At 67.9% G+C, this 15,961-nt stretch carries 17 protein-coding genes and 1 pseudogene; 9 read left to right on the forward strand and 9 right to left on the reverse strand.

The window, feature by feature from the left end; genetic code table 11:
- Positions 1–105: 105 nt before the first annotated feature.
- Complete coding sequence (locus BS83_RS08905) at positions 106–549, forward strand: hypothetical protein (protein ID WP_037603327.1); 444 nt, start codon at positions 106–108, stop codon at positions 547–549.
- A gap of 159 nt (positions 550–708) precedes the next feature.
- Here the strand turns inward: BS83_RS08905 and BS83_RS08910 are convergent, their stop codons facing one another.
- The 4 genes from BS83_RS08910 to BS83_RS08925 form a co-directional block, all read right to left on the reverse strand.
- Positions 709–1,281: a hypothetical protein gene (locus tag BS83_RS08910; RefSeq protein ID WP_037603328.1), complete on the reverse strand. Its 573-nt coding sequence runs from the start codon at positions 1,279–1,281 to the stop codon at positions 709–711.
- Positions 1,282–1,741: 460 nt separating this feature from the next.
- Positions 1,742–2,212, reverse strand: a complete 471-nt coding sequence (locus BS83_RS08915) for an LVIVD repeat-containing protein (RefSeq protein ID WP_037603329.1) — start codon at positions 2,210–2,212, stop codon at positions 1,742–1,744.
- A complete protein-coding gene (locus tag BS83_RS08920; protein ID WP_037603330.1) occupies positions 2,209–2,739 on the reverse strand; it encodes an LVIVD repeat-containing protein in 531 nt (176 codons plus the stop codon). The genes BS83_RS08915 and BS83_RS08920 overlap by 4 nt, the downstream gene beginning before the upstream one ends.
- Before the next feature lie 72 nt (positions 2,740–2,811).
- The gene (locus tag BS83_RS08925; RefSeq protein WP_037603331.1) at positions 2,812–4,026 is read right to left on the reverse strand and encodes an RNA-guided endonuclease InsQ/TnpB family protein; all 1,215 of its coding nucleotides are present in this window, start codon (positions 4,024–4,026) and stop codon (positions 2,812–2,814) included.
- A 175-nt stretch (positions 4,027–4,201) separates the two neighbouring features.
- On the opposite strand from BS83_RS08925, the gene BS83_RS08930 reads away from it, so the two are divergent.
- The 3 genes from BS83_RS08930 (at position 4,202) to BS83_RS08940 (ending at position 5,753) form a co-directional block, all read left to right on the forward strand.
- Positions 4,202–4,648, forward strand: coding sequence for a hypothetical protein (locus tag BS83_RS08930; protein WP_037603332.1), 447 nt, complete (start codon positions 4,202–4,204; stop codon positions 4,646–4,648).
- A 403-nt stretch (positions 4,649–5,051) separates the two neighbouring features.
- Positions 5,052–5,363 carry a hypothetical protein gene (locus tag BS83_RS08935; protein WP_157597087.1) on the forward strand — a complete coding sequence of 104 codons (312 nt, stop codon included), beginning with the start codon at positions 5,052–5,054 and terminating at the stop codon, positions 5,361–5,363.
- Positions 5,364–5,522: 159 nt separating this feature from the next.
- A complete protein-coding gene (locus tag BS83_RS08940; protein ID WP_051942850.1) occupies positions 5,523–5,753 on the forward strand; it encodes a hypothetical protein in 231 nt (76 codons plus the stop codon).
- 81 nt (positions 5,754–5,834) lie between these two features.
- Here BS83_RS08940 and BS83_RS08945 read toward each other — a convergent pair whose 3' ends face one another.
- A complete protein-coding gene (locus tag BS83_RS08945; protein WP_037603335.1) occupies positions 5,835–6,083 on the reverse strand; it encodes a hypothetical protein in 249 nt (82 codons plus the stop codon).
- 147 nt (positions 6,084–6,230) lie between these two features.
- Here BS83_RS08945 and BS83_RS08950 point away from each other — a divergent pair, with 147 nt between their 5' ends.
- The 3 genes from BS83_RS08950 to BS83_RS08960 all read left to right on the forward strand — a co-directional run bounded on the left by BS83_RS08950 (position 6,231) and on the right by BS83_RS08960 (position 8,725).
- Positions 6,231–6,668 (forward strand): hypothetical protein, encoded by a 438-nt coding sequence (locus BS83_RS08950; RefSeq protein ID WP_037603336.1) that lies wholly within the window; start codon positions 6,231–6,233, stop codon positions 6,666–6,668.
- Between the two features lie 55 nt (positions 6,669–6,723).
- Positions 6,724–8,022, forward strand: coding sequence for an IS701 family transposase (locus BS83_RS08955; protein ID WP_037603337.1), 1,299 nt, complete (start codon positions 6,724–6,726; stop codon positions 8,020–8,022).
- Positions 8,023–8,089: 67 nt separating this feature from the next.
- Entirely contained in the window at positions 8,090–8,725 is a 636-nt protein-coding gene (locus BS83_RS08960) for a hypothetical protein (RefSeq protein ID WP_037603338.1), read from the forward strand.
- A gap of 240 nt (positions 8,726–8,965) precedes the next feature.
- Here the strand turns inward: BS83_RS08960 and BS83_RS08965 are convergent, their stop codons facing one another.
- Positions 8,966–10,219 (reverse strand): IS701 family transposase, encoded by a 1,254-nt coding sequence (locus tag BS83_RS08965; protein WP_051942678.1) that lies wholly within the window; start codon positions 10,217–10,219, stop codon positions 8,966–8,968.
- A gap of 310 nt (positions 10,220–10,529) precedes the next feature.
- On the opposite strand from BS83_RS08965, the gene BS83_RS08970 reads away from it, so the two are divergent.
- Positions 10,530–10,928 carry a hypothetical protein gene (locus BS83_RS08970; RefSeq protein ID WP_157597088.1) on the forward strand — a complete coding sequence of 133 codons (399 nt, stop codon included), beginning with the start codon at positions 10,530–10,532 and terminating at the stop codon, positions 10,926–10,928.
- A gap of 21 nt (positions 10,929–10,949) precedes the next feature.
- Here BS83_RS08970 and BS83_RS08975 read toward each other — a convergent pair.
- The 3 genes and pseudogenes from BS83_RS08975 to BS83_RS41580 all read right to left on the reverse strand — a co-directional run bounded on the left by BS83_RS08975 (position 10,950) and on the right by BS83_RS41580 (position 12,659).
- A pseudogene (locus tag BS83_RS08975) lies at positions 10,950–11,869 on the reverse strand (IS630 family transposase).
- A 59-nt stretch (positions 11,870–11,928) separates the two neighbouring features.
- Entirely contained in the window at positions 11,929–12,198 is a 270-nt protein-coding gene (locus BS83_RS08980; protein WP_198035186.1) for a hypothetical protein, read from the reverse strand.
- Between the two features lie 158 nt (positions 12,199–12,356).
- On the reverse strand, positions 12,357–12,659 hold the full coding sequence (locus tag BS83_RS41580) for a transposase (protein ID WP_157597089.1): 303 nt from the start codon (positions 12,657–12,659) through the stop codon (positions 12,357–12,359).
- 195 nt (positions 12,660–12,854) lie between these two features.
- Here BS83_RS41580 and BS83_RS08990 point away from each other — a divergent pair, with 195 nt between their 5' ends.
- Complete coding sequence (locus BS83_RS08990) at positions 12,855–15,923, forward strand: COR domain-containing protein (RefSeq protein ID WP_051942852.1); 3,069 nt, start codon at positions 12,855–12,857, stop codon at positions 15,921–15,923.
- The last annotated feature ends 38 nt before the right edge of the window (positions 15,924–15,961 follow it).

Genomic DNA, 15,961 nt, shown 5'->3' on the forward strand with positions numbered 1-15,961 from the left:
CGGTCGCCCTTCCGACCGGTCTCGCCGCAGCCGTCCGCGGCGGAGACGACGTCGGCCAGGTGCCCGGAGCGCTCCGCGGTGGACGGCCCCACGTAGTCTCGAGCCGTGGTGGACGAACACGTGGCAAACGACGCCTTCAAGAACCGATGCACGAACGCGGCGCTGACGTTGAGGTCATGCGGCGGCTACTTCATCGAACGCATCACGTTGGACCGGTCCAACGAGGACAACAAGGACAAGGCGCTGGACGTGTGGCTGCGAGAGGGACCTTGGAAGCCCGATGTGGTCGTCTCCCTGTCCAATCTCTACTCCGTCCGCCCGTGGGAACCCGCCTTGGGAGCTTCGCCCATCTTCGGGATCTCCCTCATCCACCTGCCGAAGATTCCCTTGCCCTGGCCTGCAGAAGCCGTCGGCCGTCTCGACCGTTCCGAGGATCTTCCCGAACTGGTCTGGCTGAGGATCTCGGGCCCGGTCGAGGTCGACGCTGTCGCCTCGATTGTGACTGTCTATCAGGCACAGAGCGACGATGAGGCTTCCGAGCTCCGGTGACGGTCCGAATCTGACGCAGTTCTTCACGCGCGACCCGCATCCCAGATCACCGGCTCCCATGGAAGGGCGGGCGGAGAGCGGCTGTCTGCCGCCCTCGGGGTGGCCTGCGGAAGTCCCGATGGAACAGGACTGCCCCAGTTCACTACCGCGTGGCCGGGACTACTTCATGATCGCCGTGCGCCTGGCTTCGGCTCGATCGAAGATCACCGTCACGTCGTCGGTGGCGAACTGGAACCGGTCACCCTGCCAGCGTCCGGCTGCGATCCATACCGATTCCGGCGTGGATCGCTGCATCGCATCGGGGCCGAGGTCCAGGCGCACCCAGCACGGTGTCGCACCTCCCGAGGCCCAGTCGACCCACGCCAACTCGGTGCCGACGATCTCCCGACCCAGCAGTTGCTGCCAGCGAGGATGGCTGGCAACCGGTACGACGACTGGACCCCATAGCTCGCCAATGTTGGTGAGGAACGCCTCGAGGGGTTGCTCGAAGACCTCCAAGCCGTAGCAGCCGAAGGTGTTCCCCCAGGTGAAGGTGAACCGGACTCCCAGGTCCGTGGTGAGCCGGCACCCGTGGGTCGGCTCGTGGGATGTGCCGCGGTCCCAGGTCAGCGGCTCGCGCCCATCCTCGTCGCTGCCGGTCATCAGGGCGTACTCGACTCCCGTGACGCGCAGTCCGCGCAGCGAGGCCACGACGCGCTCGAGCTGCGAGTGGGTGAGCCGAGGAGGGGTCATGCCGTGATCATCTCACTGCTCGGCCACGGTGTTGGACAGGCGAACGGGCGGGTGGGTGGTCCGGCATTTGGTGGCGGCGACAACCGACGGGCTGCGGCTTTGACGTGCGCCACGAGGATGCGTTCGCCGGGGCAACAGCTGCGAGCCGCTGCCAGCGGAACCGGTGACTTCGCCGCCAGCACCTCCGCGCCCGCTTGCAGCGCGGCCGCAGTCAGCTCGCACAGCTCGGCCTCCGTGGTTACGCCGGCCCCGTAGAACCCTTCGGGTCCGAGCTGGGTCGGCGCACCCGAGGCATGGATGGCGATGTCGTTGACATCCTCCCCGCGCTAGACCACGGGACTCCGGCCGCACCCGCGGTGTGGGGCTGGCGCCCTATACCGCCGGCGTTCCGGTGGGTTCCTGCCGTTCCGTGCGCTGGCCGGTTCCGGCGCCCGGACTGGACTCGCTCGGCTCCGGGCGTCTACGGGCAGGGCTTGCGGAAGGCTGATTCCGGCGCGTAGGTGCCCCATTGGGCCGCGGTGACGGTGTTGCCGGTGACCGTGCACAGCTGGGCGGCCACTGCCCTGGGGTCGGTGTCGACGAAGGACACGGAGTACTCACGCTGGATCAGCAGCTTCCTGCCGTCCGTGGTGAAGCCCATCGAGGCGATGGTGTCGACCGCGTCGCCCGGCGGGGTGAGGGTGGCGAGCCGGACCGGGTGGGCGGGGCTGGTGATGTTCCACAGCTCGATCGCGGTGCCGTTGGTGACGGCCATCATGGTGGCGCTGTGGTTGATGCTGACGGAGGTGACTCCGGTGAGCGTGGCCATGTCGGCGACCTGGCGCGGGTGTCCGGGGTCGGTCGTGTCCCAGAGGGTCAGGGCGTCGTTGCTGGGACCGGTCGTGGCCAGCAGCCGGTTGTCGTCGGACAGCGCCAGTTGCGGTCCGATCATCCCCTCGGGCGCGGATGACGTGACCGGTGTCCCGCCCAGGACCTTGACCAGGTGCATCTGCGCCCCGGAGGTCCCGGCGGCGGGCTCGAACGCGACGACGTCGCCGTCGGGTCCGCCGCCGGGGGCCGCCTGGCCGAGATCGTTGCTGAGTCGACCGGTGTGACGCCCCGCTTGACGGGGTGCGCGGGGTCGCGGACATCCCACCAGTCGAACCCGGTCGGCGTCAGAACCAAGGCCGTCTTCCCGTCCGGCAGGACCACGGCGACCGTGGTCACTCCGTGGGTGTCCGGATAGGGGAAGGAACCGGCCTCCGTGGCCCGCATCGCGCCGGAGAGCCGCCAGAGGTGCACCCGGCCGTCCTCGGACAGCACGGCCGCCAGGTCGCCCGCGGAGTCGGCGCTGACGTAGTTCTGGAAGCGGGGAATCAAGGTCTCGGTGTGCCGGTCGGCCGTACCCAGCCGGGCCCCCTTGACCGGGTGACGGGGGTCGGTCAGATCCCAGAGCTGGACGGTGCCATCGAGAGCCACCGTCAGCAGCGTCTTCGCGCTCAGGAAGGAGACGACGTGACTACTCCCCGGCGTGAACGCCAGGGCTTCTCGCTATGCCGGTTGGGCTTCGCGACGGGCCAGCCCGGCCCGTAGAACGTTGATCGCTCCCACAGTGTCAGCGTGCGCGCGGTGGCCGCAGCTGACGCAGTGGAATGTCTCCTGTGTGGGCCGGTTCTCCTTCGCGGTGTGCCCGCAGGACGGGCAGGTGCGGGAGGTGTTGCGGGGGTCCACGGCGACCACCACTCGACCGGCGCTTTCAGCCTTGCTGGTGAGGATCGTGAGGAACACCCCCCAACCGGCATCCATGATCGAGCGGTTGAGTCCGGTCTTGGCTGCTGCCCCGTTGGGCAGGAAGACGCCCGGCGTCTCGGGATCGGGCTTGGGCGCGACCGAGCGGGACATGTTGCGGATCTCGAGGTCTTCGTGCGCGATGAAGTCGTGCTCACGGACCAGGGTGAGGGTGGTCTTGTGCGCGTGGTCCAGGCGCTGGCGGCGGACCTTGCCGTGTAGCTTCGCGACCTTCTCGACCGCCCGCTGGTGGTTGCCGGTGCGCTTGTCGCGGCGGACACGCGGGAACCGCGAGAGTGCCTGCTGTGCGGATTCGAGCTTCGCGGCGGCGGTACGGCCGTGGCGCGGGTTGGGCACGAACTCGCCGTTTGAGTCGGCGAGGAAGTTGGCTATGCCCAGGTCGATCCCGATCACGCTACCGGTCGCGGGCAGCGGTTCGGGCTGCTCCTGCTCGGCGGTCAGGATCACGTACCAGCGCTTTCCCTCACGCTTCACGGACACCGTCTTGACCTTGCCGGCCACCGGCCGGTGCTGGTTGACCTTGACGTGTCCCACCCCCTGGAAGCGGACGCGGGTCTGCGGGTCGTGCGGAGTGGCATCCCAGCGGACCCCGTCCCCGTCCTTGGGGAACTCGACCGTGTCGAACCATTTGACGCCCCGAAAGCGGGGGTATCCGGGCTTGTCACCATTCTTGATCCGGCGGAAGAACGCTGCGAACGCCTTGTCCAACCGGCGAAGCGTCGCCTGCTGGCTAGAGAATGACCAACGCCCCTGACGCTCCGGGTCGAACGCGCGGATGTCCTTGAGCTGCGCGGACTGCTGCCCGTACCGGACCGTCGTCTTCGAGGGATGACGGTAGGCGTCACGCCGCTCCTGCAACGCCGCATTGTAGAGAGAGCAGTGATCCCGAAGCATCTCCGACAAGGCCTGCTGCTGGCCCACGGTGGGCCTGATCAGGAACTTGTACGCCCGGATCATCCGGCCCACCTCCTCTCGGCTTCGGTGATCAACATGCCACACCCCACCGACAACGGGCATGACCAGACCTGAACCTCACCCCGCAACGCAGAGACCCCCGCCGCTACACGGCTCCGGGTTCGAGATCGCATTCCCGCCCGGCCTAAAGGCCGGGATTCCCTGCGAAGATCAAGGGATGGGAGCGGGCACGGCCGTCTCCTTCACGCTGGAGCAGTGCCTGTTCTACGGCGTCTCCCTCACCGCTCCCTTGGTGCGCGAGGTGACCCTCATCAATATCGCCGTGTTCGGCCTCGTCTTCGGCGCGGCGGCGACACTCGTCTTCGGTTTCCTCGCCGCCATGGAGGCACCGCTCGACACCAGTTCCGCGGCGACTCCCTCAGCGCTGCTGTCCGCAAACCGCAGGGAGGCCGGGCGGCTGCTTCTGCTGCTGGTCCCACTGCTGACGCTCGCCGTCGCCGGCGTCGGCCAGGTCGTCGTCACCGTCCTGCAGGGCACCCTCGGCCCGCTGGTGTGGGGAACGAGCGGATTCGAGATCGGCGCCGTCGGCGGGGCAGGCGGCTCCGTCGCCTACATCCTCACCTTCACCGCTTGGGGCCAGTGGCTCGTCCTGGTCCGCTTCTAGCTTCCGCTCACCGGCCGACTCCCCTGGAACACCCGCGCGTTCCTGGACGACGCCTACCGGCGCGGCGCACTGCGCCGCTGCGGCGCGGTCTACCAGTTCCGCCATGTGCGCCTCCAGCACCACCTCGCCCGCGCACACCGCCGACAGGCTGGCCACTTCACGGAGGCTCGCCTCTCCGACAACGTCACGTGAGCTCGCAGCGAGCATCGAAGAACCTGGGCACCCTTGCCCGTTCGTCCGTGCTACGCCGCGGGGTCCCGATGACGACCTGTGTGGACCCGTTGCCGCCTGCGTGCCCGGCCTCGGGTACTGAGCCCGGCGTGGCGCGCGTATGGTCCGCCGGGTGGATCAAAAGCAGCTCATCGTCGCTCATCGTCGCGCTGAACGCATAGGCTGACGGGTTGTGAGCGGCAACGACGACGTGCGGATACGCGACGGTCTCCGTCGGAAGCAATCAGTGCGATGCCGGGTGACGGGCCACCGGGGCCGCTTCGGCGTCGAGGTCTCTGTGGTCACTCCTGGCATCGAAGTCCCCGCCTTCATCGACTTCGTGAACCTGACGGACAGCCCTGAGCATCCGCTCCCCGAGGACTTCCCAGCGATCGGGAGCGTCCTGGACGCAGTCGTGCTCGACGTCATGTCCTCGGGCGAACTGCGGCTCGCCGTATGCAGTCAGTGGGGTGTTCGATTCTCCGGAGGTCCGCCTGTGCGATGATCCCGAGATGGATGGCCTTGTTCCTGGTGCTCGTCGCTCCCTGCTCATTGCGTCGCTCACAGTTGTGGCTGCGGATGCGTCGGAACAGTTGGCCTGCGTGGACCGATACCGGATGGGAACGGACGGATCGCGCTGGACTTCGAACACGCTTACCGAGGCGTGTCCGGCGCCGGCGAAGCTGAGCTTGATCGGGAAGTCCTGGCAGATCTGAAGACGATCGACGAGATCTTCGATGGTATGAGCGGCCAGGACCAGGCGGACCGCTGGTGCGATAAGGCCCTGGCAGCTGACTCTGGATGGGCCGAGACAAGGGCTTTGGCTCGCCGGGTTCTCCTGGTGCTCGTGGGCAATTGGCGACTGCCGATGCCCGAGCTGCGCGAGTGGCCGTGATCAGGGATTGTCCAGGTCACTGCCCTGGCGGTCGGTCCGGTCAGCGGCCGGCCCTCTGCTAAAGCCGGGTCAGGATCCTCTTCACGGTGGGCCGATGCTCGGGCGGGCGTCCAAATCGTCCAGCAGCCACTGGTCGATCATCTTCTTGAACGGCTTCAATCTGGGCGAATGCCGCCTCGGTGTCCGCCGCGGCGCGGATACCGCCGAAGAATGTGCCTCGCGCACCAGACGCCGGTGAACCCGTACCTGCACGCCAGCGCGGACCGACAACTCCTCGCCCCACGAGTTCCGGCGGATCAGTAGGAACAGCTCTTCCTTCGAGGACACCATCCGGCGTCGTCCTCTCACGGTGACCTAGTACTCCAGCTGTAGATCTTGATCTTGGCCTGTGGGCGGAGGGCATCTCGGGTCGGTGGGTCGATTTCTGCTGGCCGCGGGCTGGTAGACCGAGCCCGGTGGAGCAGGCACTGTTCCCCGGTGAGCATCGTCATCAAGTTCTTCGTGGCGCCGGACGCTGAAGCTGCCGCTGGTGTCGCGGAGGGTGGTCCTGACGGGGTCTTCGAGTCGCTGACGTTCGGCAACTTCGATGTCGAGGAGGCCCTGATCGAGTGGGAGGGCATCTTCACCGGTCGGAGCTTTGAGGAAGTCCTTGACGACGATGTGCCCGAGACTGTTGCCGACCTGGGCGACAGCGAGGGGCCGCTCGTCCTCGCCGTCTCCGGCACCCTTCAAGCCGCCCTGAGCTCCGCCAGCGAGGACCGGCTCGCTGAGGTCAGCCTGCTGTGGGTGGCCGAGCGGGCGGCGGACGGCGAGGTCTTCGATCCCGAGATCGCCGTGTGGATCCTGGGCGGCTTGGCCAACGTGGCTCGCACTGTCGGCGAGGGAGACGAGAAGTTGTACTGCTGGGTGGCGTAGAAGGGACGGCCACCGTTGATCATCGTCGGTTGTGTGGACAGACGAAGATCAGCCGATGGCCGTGGGCCACAGCGTAGACCCTGCCCGGTGGCAGCCGGTGTTCGACAGCTTGATGGCGAGGGTGGCAGGGCGGTTCGCCCGGGTCGAGCCGCGTCGCAGAGCACGGGCGTTCGTGCTGGGCCTGCTGGCCGAGCTGCCGCGGAAGAACTGCTGGACGATCGCCGAGCACGCCGGTGACAGCAGTCCGGCCGGGATGCAGCACCTGCTCAGCCGCGCGTCCTGGGACGCCGACCGAGTCCGCGACGACATACGGGACTTCGTGGTAGAGCACCTCGGCAACCAGGACGCCGTCCTCGTGGTGGACGAGACCGGCGACCTGAAGAAGGGCACCGCGAGCGTCGGGGTGCAACGCCAGTACACCGGAACCGCAGGACGAATCGAAAACGCCCAGGTCGCCGTCTACCTCGTCTACTCCACTCCGGTTGGCCACGCTGCCATCGACCGGCGCCTCTATATCCCACACTCCTGGACCCAGGACCCCGACCGGTGCCGAGCGGCTGGCATCCCAGAGAACACGGGGTTCGACACCAAGCCCGCCCTGGCCACCGAGATGATCGCCCAGACCCTGGAGGCCGGCGTCACGGCCGCATGGGTCACCGGCGACGAGGTCTACGGCGGCGACCCCCACCTCAGCGCCGAGCTGGAGCGCCGTCAGATCGGCTATGTACTGGCCGTCTCACGCAAGCGACCGATCCCGACCCGCGCGGGCGTCTTCACGGCCGGCATGCTGGCCCACTGCCTCCCGAAGACTGCCTGGCAGCGACTCTCGGCCGGAGACGGTGCCAAAGGACACCGCTTCTATGACTGGGCACAGGTCGAGATCGACAGCCCGTCCGGCAGCAAGGGTCACCGGTCATTGCTCATTCGACGCAACCGGCGAACCGGCGAACTCGCCTTCTACCGTTGCTACTCGGCCGCTCCCGTTCCCCTGAGCACCCTGGTCAGGGTGGCCGGACGCCGCTGGACGGTGGAGGAGACCTTTCAGTCCGCGAAGGGACTGACCGGGCTCGACGAGCACCAGGTCCGCCGCTGGACCTCCTGGCACCGCTGGACCACGCTGGCCATGCTCGCACACGCCTTCCTCGTAGTCACAGCCGCCATCGAACGGACCTCCGTGGCCACCTCACCAGGGCTCGCTCCGCTGACCTGCGGCGAGATCCAACGCCTCTTCGCCGCCTTCACAGCACCAATACCCCGCAGCCTGGCGCACCGACTCGGCTGGTCGCGTTGGCGCCGACGACATCAGGCCCGCGCGCGCAGCAGCCACTACCAGCGCCAAGCCCTTCAACGGTAACCTTCCCGGTCACGGCACTGGCTTTCCCCTTCGCCGGTCTTGAGCGACGTGGATGTAAGGAGCGCGGATGGGCGGGATGGGGGTCTGGGTCGTCGGCGTTGTAGCGGACGATGCTATTGAGGACGCGCGTCGCCGATTCCCCGACGCGGCAGGCGCCCACGGCACGTGGCCGGCGTCGTCCGCCGACGTAAGCCAGTGGTGCGAGTCTCTCGAGCCTGCGGAATTGCCCGATGGGACACCCGAGCGGCCGTCGAGCATTGACGAAATCGCGCGCTTTGCCGACGCGGTCTACAGAGTCCGGAACGACGAGACCGAGGTGGACGAGTTCCAGGACTGCCTGCTTCACCTGGTCCCGCAGCAGGAGAGCGAAGGCATGTTCTGCTCCGCCGTACCCAGGGGCGACGGCGCAGCGGCGCTCATGTGGGGGCTCGGCCGCGACACGACGCTGCGAATCCCAGGCTGCTGCGGGCAGTTCCTGTTCGATGCCGCCCAAGTGCATGCCGCGCTTCCTGCGGCCGAACAAGCGCTCACCTTTCCCCTGCGGCGCCGGGCCCACGTGACCGCCCGGATCCGGCAATGGCTAGACGAGATGGCGGACGACCCGAACTGCGACATCGACGAGCTGATCGACGGCCCACTTCGGGTGCTGCGTCACGCGGCGCGCACCGGAGTCGGCGCGGTCGGGCTCACTCTCTGGTACTAACAGGAATTCATGGAGGCCGTGGTCGCTGCACTAGCAAGATCAAGATCTACAGCTGGAGTACTAGTACTCCAGCAGGACTTTGCTATCTGACCTGGGGCGATGCAGGCGGAGTGGAGTGTAGTCAGGGTGCCAGGCGTCAGGGGCGGCTTCGTGTGGGCTGCCCCTCGATCGTGTGACTGCGCCGTCGGTAGTGGCTGCGGCGGGCGACGGCCTGGCGTCGTCGACGCCAGGCGGACCAGCTCAGCGCGTGAGTGCGGGGCGAGCGCCGTGGCGGACACGGGCCACCGCCGCCGCCAACTGCCAGGAGCCTGCGGATCTCCGCCACGGTGAGGTCGACCAGGGTGCCGGAACCGTTTCTGCAGCCCCTTTTGACGCCGCGGCGGCCGCCATCGCGGCCAAGAACGCGTGCGCGAGCATGGCGAGCGTGATGTGCCGCATCCAGCCGGTGTAACGGCGGACTTCGTACTGATCCAGACCGCATTCGTTCTTCGCGGCCTGGAAGCACTCCTCGATCGCCCACCGCATCCCCGCGATCCGCACCAACTCCGTCACGGTGGTCTCCGGCGGCGCGTAGGCGAGGTAGTAGGCGATCTCGTCCGGCTTGGCGATGCTGCGGCGGGCCATCGCCCAGCGTGCTCGGACCAGGACCTCGCCCTGGTAGTCGTACTCCGCCACGGCCCGCAGCCGGATCGCCGCCCAGTCGTAGACGCGCGGGCCCTTGGCGCCGTCACCGCACGACATCCGCTCCCAGGCCTCGTCCGGGGCCTGCGCGAACAGCCAGTCGATGCGGGGACCGCCCAGGCTGAACTGGGACTTGGGCACCGCCAGGACGTAGCCGACACCGGATTCCTCCAGCAGCCGGCGGAAGCGTCCCTCCTGCCCATAGGCCGAGTCCGCGGTGACCCAGGCGATGGGCAGATCGGAGCCCAGCGCCCGCAGCACCAGCCGCTTCGCCAGCTCGCCCTTGGTGCAGAACTCCCGCTCGTCGGGGATCCTCGCCGCACGGCAGCGATCGCGGTCTTCGGTCCATGACTTGGGCAGGTAGAGCTCACGGTCGACCAGGGCCCGGCCCCGGACGGAGGCATAGGCGGCGAACACTCCGATCTGGCAGTTCTCGGTCCGGCCGGCGGTGCCGGAGTACTGGCGCTGCACCCCGGCGGAGGTGGTGCCCTTCTTCACGAAGCCGGTGTCGTCGAGGATCAGTACCCCGTCAGGCTCGCCCAACCGCTCGGCGACAAATGCCTGCAGGTCATCGCGGATCTCGTCCGGGTCCCACGCGGCCCCGGCGAGCAGATGCTGCAAGCCGTCGGGGGTGCGGTGACCGGCCTGCTCGGCCAGCTGCCAGCTGTTCTTCCTGGCGACTGGAGCCAGCAGGCCGCGCACGTAGTCCCGCATCCGGCGCCGCGCTTCGACGCGACGGAAGCGGTGTCCCACGGTCAAGAAGAGTTCGTCCAGTTCGCGGTCCCACGTCTCGGCGACGGTCTCGGTGATCACATCGAGAGGCTGCCCCGCCGCAGCCACTACCGACGGCGCAGTCACACGATCGAGGGGCAGCCCACACGAAGCCGCCCCTGACGCCTGGCACCCTGACTACACTCCACTCCGCCTGCATCGCCCCAGGTCAGATAGCAAAGTCCTGCTGGAGTACTAGCCGTGAGCATCCCAGCGCTCCCCGCAAAGTGGGGCTAGTGCTCTGACCACATAGTTCACCGGGTTGGCGGCGTGCTGGGTGCCTCGGTGGATCCGGCGGCGGAGACCCCCGCCATAGGAGATTGAGGGCAGGGCGGGATGTCGGAGGGTGAGGATGGAAGAGTCGCAGATGCGCCTCGGCAACGATGTTGCGTGGCTGGACCTGACTCGGATAGGTGAAGACACCTGGCGGGTCACCGCAGACTGGTGCTCCCAGCTGACTGCCGAGTTCGCCGCTCACCTCACCGATGCCGAGGTCATGGACTTCGCGGGACGGATGCTCTCCCACTTGGACGCGGCGTCGGGGGCGAGCTTCTCAGCGGCGGTCACCCCCGGCCGGAACAATCCGCTGGTGTTGAAGGCGGAGCCCGTCGAGGACGGTTACGCCTTCTCCGTTCGCCTGACTCCCAATGGTGACGACGGCGCATGTCACCTGCAGATGGAACTCGATCCGATCGCGATCCCGGACCTGCGCGAGGTGTTCGACGCGCTGCACGCGTCCCTGGTGGTCTGACGGTCTGGAGTGCGGGGTCGGTCAGGCCGCCGCTGTGAGCGGGCGTCCACCCCAGCGGATGCCCTTCTCGCTGCGGACCCGAGCACGCTCCCTGCGCTGGGCTGTCAGCACGTCGGGGTGTCGGGCGTTCTCGCAGGTAGGCTCCTCGCCCACCGCCGGATCTTGTCGCCCTTGTGGGCCGACAGGTTGTCCAAGATGACGTAGCTCGGAGCGCCGTCCGGTCTAGCCGCGCGGATCGACCTGAGCGCGGCCAGGGTGTTCGCGGCGCCCTTCTTGCGGCGGTTGACGCCCCAGAGCCTGTCGTCGCCGACCGATTAACAGCCGTGGAAGTAACGGACTCCGTAGGTGCGGTGGTAGGTCGCGGGATGCCGCTCAGGGTGGCCGGCCCGAGCCCAGCCTGAGCCGGCGGCAGGCCGGATGCCGAGCGGACCGAACTCGTCGAACGCGAAGACCCGGTCGGGGAAGCGGTCTAGGACGTGCTCGCTCCGGTCGAGCTTGGTGTCACGGTCGGGGTCGGGTGATTCCTTCCAGGTCTTGGTGCGCTGGAAGGTGACATCGCGGCGGGCGAGCAGGCACCGTAACGCCTCGCGGCCGATCCGTATGACGCGGCCGTGGACTTTCCGCAGGTAGGCGGCGAGTTTGCGGATGGACCAACGGGTGAAGGGCTGGCAGAGCTTGGTCGGGCGGGTAGTGGGCGTCGCGACGACGAAGTCCTCGTCGTCAGGACTGATCAGGCGGGGACGGCCTCACGCCCACCGAGGGTCCAGGCAGGCCAGGCCGATCTCGTTGAACCGGTGGATCACATCGCGGACGGTGTCCTCGTCGGCCTGCACCAGTTGGGCGATCACCGGGACCCGGTTCCCGCCGGCCGACGCCAGCAGCATCATCGCCCGCCGGAACCACACCGAACTGGTGCTGCCCCGGCGCACGATCTGCTGCAGCTTCTAGCTCAAGCCGGAACAGCCCCGGACGCTCCTACGAGCTCGTAAAACGATCTTGGCTACGCAACCGGGCGCTTTCCGTAGTATGCGCGCAAGGTCCTGGCCAGCTTTCGCTGGATCGCCCGGAGGATCGGGAGGGTGGCTTCGTCGGTGAGCCCGGTGGTCGTTCGCCACTCGACGCCCGAGCCGACGAGGTCACTGACGAAGACGATCTCCGCAGCCAGAAGGGTCCGCGCCCAATCGACGGGCTTGATCGGATCATCGTCGCCCAGAGCGCGGCTCAGGATCCGGCACTGATCGAGCAGATCGCGAGCGTCCACGAACCCCATTCCGAAAGCGAGTTCGTCGCTGCACCGCGCGGGCCCGCCCCATTCACCGAGAGCCCGTCGCAGCAGTCGAACCTCGTCTTCCGCCAGGACCTGGCTTGGCCTCACACCTTGCTCCGACATCCGTCCCGCCCTTCCGTCCTCGTCACAGGACGATCAAGCTACCCCTTTCGGAGTCTCCTCCAGCAGATCAGCGAGCAGGCGAGCGAGGCAAAAGCGTCGTGGAGGTCCTGGCGACTTTCCCAGCGGACGGCGAGGCGCTTGAACTGGTGCAGAAGGGCGAACGTCTGCTCCACGACGTACCGCAGCTTGCCCAGGCCATGAATGTCGGGCTGACCTTTGCGAGAGACGACGGGCAGGATCCCTGGCCGTAGCAGTTTTTTCCGGTTGGGGTTGCTGTCGCAGCCCTTGTCGCCCAAGAGCGCGTCGGTGACGGCAGCCTCAAGAGCCCGCTCGTCGACCACATTCCGAACCACGAAGCCAACCTACGGTGACCCACCGACATCCGTCTCCACCGGCAGCCCCGCATCTGCCGGATGGCGTTTGCGCGTGGTCGGTGTGCGGGTGGAGAGGGCAGGTGTTGTGACCCATAACCCCACATCCGGAGCCTCGATCGGGGACGATGGGCAGTCTGTGATCAGGCCGTCTGAGGGGACTGGATGACGACCCGCCCTACCACCGCGAGTCAGGAGGTTCAGAAGCGCTTCGACGACGCCGTGCGAGCGGGCGGGAAACAGCTTGACCTTGCCGGGCTCCACCTGTCGGAGCTGCCGGACTGGGAGGCGTGGCCGAGCGACCTCGGCGGACTGGCGCACCTGGACCTGTCCTACAACCTGCTGACCACGCTGCCGGAGTGTCTGCGCAACCTCCGTCAGCTCGAGAGCATCGACCTGGAGGGGAACGGGCTCGCCTCGCTGCCGGACTGGCTGGAAAGCCTCAGCGGACTCGTGACCTTGTATGTGGGACGGAACAACCTGACGGATCTCCCGCGGTGGAGACCTGGGGTGTTCGACCGCCTGACGGACGTGGACCTCTCTGGAAATCAACTGTCCGAGCTGCCCCCATGGATGGCCGAGCTCCCCAATGTCCTGGCTCTCTACCTACGGGACAACCGGCTTACGTCGCTCCCTGAGTGGCTGGGCAACTTCGGCCGTCTGAACTCCCTGGACGTGTCCGGCAACGACCTTGGGGCGTTGCCGGAGTGGCTGGGGAGGTTGAAAGGCCTGGCCAGGCTGTCCGTGGGCCGCACCGGACTGTCGGAGCTCCCCCGGTCACTGCAGTTCCGGTCTCTCGAGTACCTGGACCTGTCCGGGAACCGGCTCACACAGCTTCCCGACTGGGTGGGCACCCTGCCCGTGCTGAGGGAGCTGGACTTGTCCGGCAACGCCCTGTCGGCCCTGCCGGAGTCGCTGGGCACCCTGGCTGCGCTCAGCATCCTGGACCTTTCGAGGAATCCGCTGCCACAGGTCCCGCCCGAGATCCAGGGGGCGCAGGCCGCGGTCGCGTTCCTGCTGGGGGTTCAGGCGGACCCCGTGCAGTTGTGGACGTCGAAGATGCTTCTCGTCGGTCAGGGAAGGTCCGGCAAGACGTCCCTGCTGAAGGCCCTGCAGGGGCTCGAACACGATCCGGGTGAGCTGAGCACGCACGGGGTGCACGTCGCCGGACTCGAGTTGGCGCACCCGCGTCGGGAGGGGGTGACGATGGAGCTGAGCACCTGGGACTTCGGGGGCCAGGACATCTACCACGCCACCCACCAGTTCTTCCTCAGTGAGCGCTCGTTGTTCCTGCTCCTGTGGGACGCGCAGGTCGGCTGGGAGGAGAGCAAGCTCTACTACTGGCTCGACATGATCAAGGCCCGGGCGCCGCACGCGCCCGTGGTGCTGGTGGCCACCCATCTGGGGCCGCGGCCTCCGGACCTGCCGCTGCACCTGCTCCACGAGGCCTATCCCGGCATGATCGCCCGCAGCGTGGCCGTCGACAGCGCCACCGGTGAGGGCCTGGACGAGTTGCGGGCCCTCATCACGGGTCTCGCCGCCGACCTGCCCTTGATGGGAATCCGTTGGCCACGGTCCTGGCTCGACTCCGCCCAGTCGCTGCGGCAGCGACCCGACACCCACATCACCAGCGAGGAACTCCAACGTGCCCTGGACGAACACGGCATCGGCGATCCAGTGCACCGGCACGCGCTGGCCACGGCGCTGCACAGCCTGGGAGACATCCTGTACTACCCGGGCGACGAAGACCTCGCCGACATGGTGGTGCTTCGCCCGCAGTGGTTGACCGGCTACCTGAGCAAGGTGCTGGACGACCCGGAGGTGCGACTCAATCACGGGATTCTCACGGCGGAGGCGCGGCGGCGAATCTGGCATGACCTGGAACCGGGCCTCCGAGAGCATTTCGTGTCGATGATGGACCGGTTCGACCTCTCCTACCGGACCAGTGAGCACAGCAACGTCCTGGTCGTGGAGCTGCTGCCGTGGCAGCCCCCGGCCTACGGCGACGTCTGGGACGAGCAGCCTGCCGGCGGCGAGCGCGAGCTGCGGTTGCGCTACCGGCTGCACACGGTGCCGCCGGGGATCCCGACCTGGTTCATCGCCCGTGAGCACCGCTTCACCACCGGGCTGCACTGGCGGACCGGCGTCGTCCTGGCTCACCCCGACGGGGAGCACCGCGCTCTGCTCAGCGTGGACCGTCATGCCAGAACGGCGGAGCTGACGGTCCGCGGCCCCTATCCGCACGACTTCTTCGCTCTGCTGAGTGACGGTTTCGAAGAGACCCTCGGTCGTTACCCGGGACTCGAGGTCACCCGTCTGGTCCCCTGCCCCCACCACGACCAGGACGGGGAGCACTGCGCTCACGAGTTCCCCCACCAGCTGCTGCTGCAGCGGCTGCGCCGGACGCCCCCGCTGGTCCGGGTGGAGTGTCCGGTCCACCTCGATCCGCCGCTGGATGTGCGACAGCTTCTGCAGGGCCTCGAACCGCCGGCGCCCGAGCGGTCGGTCGAGCTGGCTCAGGCCGCCCTGGAAGCGGTCCAGCACCTGGAGCACGCCGTCACGCAGCAGCACGGTGACGTCGTCGACCAGCTGCGGCAGGTCCGCGCCCAGCAGCAGTCGATCGCCACCGAGCAGCAGCGCCGCTTCCTGGCGCTCGCGCGGATGCAGCGCGATGCCCAGGAGGTGGTGTGCCCGTCCGTCGTGTCGGTCCTTCCGGCCCGTCGACGGATCGGTGGGGTGCTGCCGGTGAAGATGCTGCACTTGCACCTGTACTGCGAGGCTCCCGGGGCCTGGCACCGCCTTCCGGGGGTCGCCCCCTACGAAGTCCGCCTGTCGTCGGAAATAAGGCGGACCGTCCTACCCTACGTCCAGCGGGTCCTCACGGTTCTCAAGTACGCGGTTCCGGTGGCTGGGGCGGCCGTGGGCATCGCATCGGAGGATCTGGCCAAGCACCTCAAGGCCGACATCGAGACCATGGAAGCCCTGATCGAGGGTCTCCCTGATCAACTGCATGAGCCCCAGCACCTGGTGGCCCCGAGCGTCCGTGTCGTACGGGCGGAGACCGATGCCGCGTTCCGGCGTATGCAGGACCTGCTGACGCACCTGGACCCCAAGCGCTCGTGGGCGGGTCTGAGCAAGGTGAGCACTCCCGAGGGCCACGTCTACTGGCTGTGCCCCGCCCACGCGACGCAGTACCGGGGCCTTCCGGGAGATGCGGTGTCACCGACCGCCTGATGCCGGGCCGGCGATCCCGCCACGGGAGGAAGGATCGG

It is taken from the genome of Streptacidiphilus rugosus AM-16 (genome assembly GCF_000744655.1).
Classification (GTDB): domain Bacteria; phylum Actinomycetota; class Actinomycetes; order Streptomycetales; family Streptomycetaceae; genus Streptacidiphilus; species Streptacidiphilus rugosus.